Origin of the sequence: Aeromonas sp. DNP9, assembly GCF_001728955.1 — a bacterium.
GTDB lineage: Bacteria > Pseudomonadota > Gammaproteobacteria > Enterobacterales > Aeromonadaceae > Aeromonas > Aeromonas veronii.
The window spans coordinates 1-1,460 of the sequence record NZ_LYSQ01000065.1 but is presented as its reverse complement, the minus strand read 5'-3'; the positions used below and the strand labels follow the sequence as shown (position 1 = coordinate 1,460).

2 protein-coding genes are annotated in these 1,460 nt (G+C 53.0%); both read left to right on the top strand.

Annotated elements, in window-relative coordinates:
- Window positions 1-641 (top strand): EF-Tu/IF-2/RF-3 family GTPase (locus A9G06_RS21225; RefSeq protein WP_253182363.1); only part of this gene is annotated, 641 nt, incomplete at its 5' end.
- Window positions 642-754: 113 nt separating this feature from the next.
- Window positions 755-1,297, top strand: coding sequence for a D-glycero-beta-D-manno-heptose 1,7-bisphosphate 7-phosphatase (gene gmhB / locus A9G06_RS21220; RefSeq protein WP_069556548.1), 543 nt, complete (start codon window positions 755-757; stop codon window positions 1,295-1,297).
- Window positions 1,298-1,460 lie beyond the last annotated feature (163 nt).

Here is a 1,460-nt window from a genome sequence, read left to right as displayed (position 1 = left end):
AAGCTCAGTGGGAAGAGAAGATCATCGAGCTGGCTGGCCACCTGGATACCTACATCCCGGAGCCGGAGCGCGCGATTGACCAGCCGTTCCTGATGCCTATCGAAGACGTATTCTCTATCGCTGGCCGCGGTACTGTAGTTACCGGTCGTGTAGAGCGCGGTATCGTTAAAGTAGGTGAGACCGTAGAAATCGTTGGTATCAAAGATACCGTTTCTACCACCTGTACCGGTGTTGAAATGTTCCGTAAGCTGCTGGACGAAGGTCGTGCAGGCGAGAACATCGGCGCGCTGCTGCGTGGTGTTAAGCGTGAAGACGTAGAGCGTGGTCAGGTACTGGCCAAGCCGGGTTCTATCAAGCCGCACACCAAGTTCGAGTCTGAAGTGTACGTACTGTCCAAAGAAGAAGGTGGTCGTCATACCCCGTTCTTCAAAGGCTACCGTCCGCAGTTCTACTTCCGTACTACCGACGTGACCGGTACCATCGAACTGCCGGAAGGCGTAGAGATGGTAATGCCGGGCGACAACATCAAAATGGTTGTTACCCTGATTGCCCCGATCGCGATGGACGACGGCCTGCGTTTCGCTATCCGTGAAGGTGGCCGTACCGTAGGTGCCGGTGTTGTAGCTAGCGTAATCGCCTAATCGATTCGTTATATACAAACATGAAAAGGGGTGGCTTCGGCCACCCCTTTTATTTTTGGGGCTATTTATGGCCTGTGAGATACTGGGCAAAACCATTGATAGAGGTAGTTTCCGTGAGCAACCCCGCCATTTTTCTGGATCGTGACGGTGTCATCAATGAAGACACTGGCTATGTCTGCCAGGTCGATGATTTCCATTTTCTGCCCGGAGTCATAGACGCCCTGCAGCTCCTCAAAAAGAAAGGTTATCTGCTGGTCGTCGTCACCAACCAGTCCGGAATCGCCCGCGGCTACTTCAGTGAAGATGACTTCATGAATCTGACTGAATGGATGGATTGGTCACTGGCTGATCGGGATGTGGATCTCGATGGCATCTACTTCTGCCCCCATCATCCGGATCACGGCGCCCCCTGTGATTGCCGCAAACCGGAACCAGGCATGCTGCTGTTGGCGCAACAGGAACTGGGGATCGACATGAGTCGTTCCTATATGGTGGGTGACAAGCCTTCCGATCTAAAAGCTGCCGTTAATGCCGGGGTCGGTCACAAGATCATGGTCAGAACCGGTAAGCCGGTGACCGAAACGGGTAGTGCGCTGGCCGATGCTCTCTATGACAATCTGCACGATTTTGCTGTTGCGGTGCCTGCAGTGAGCTGATTTCGCCGGTTTAATATGCCAATTGGTGGCTTTGTGAGCGAACAAACAGCAAAAGCCATCTTTTTGCAATTATCTCCTTGCCAGAACGAATTCACTCCCTATAATGCGCCTCCATCGACAGGGCGAGCGGCAACGCAAACAACCTCGTCGATAACCTCGAAAA